Origin of the sequence: Klebsiella sp. C349492, from assembly GCF_042055345.1 — a bacterium.
Lineage (GTDB): Bacteria > Pseudomonadota > Gammaproteobacteria > Enterobacterales > Enterobacteriaceae > Klebsiella > Klebsiella scottii.
On sequence record NZ_JANQCE010000055.1, the window covers coordinates 1 to 245 of the forward strand.

Annotated in this window: 1 rRNA gene; it reads right to left on the reverse strand. The window is 53.1% G+C overall.

Features of this window, described 5'->3' with window-relative positions:
• Positions 1–108: ribosomal RNA gene (gene rrf, locus NWP14_RS27940) — 5S ribosomal RNA — on the reverse strand; the annotation flags it as partial.
• Between the last annotated feature and the right edge of the window lie 137 nt (positions 109–245).

Genomic DNA, 245 nt, shown 5'->3' on the forward strand with positions numbered 1-245 from the left:
GTTCCCTACTCTCACATGGGGAGACCCCACACTACCATCGGCGCTACGGCGTTTCACTTCTGAGTTCGGCATGGGGTCAGGTGGGACCACCGCGCTGTTGCCGCCAGGCAAATTCTGTTTACCAACACGCCACTTCGGCCTGTCAGTTAATCTGTCATCAAGCTGATAATTTCGTCTCTTCGCCAAAACAGCTTCGGCGTTGTAAGGTTAAGCCTCACGGTTCATTAGTATCGGTTAGCTCAACG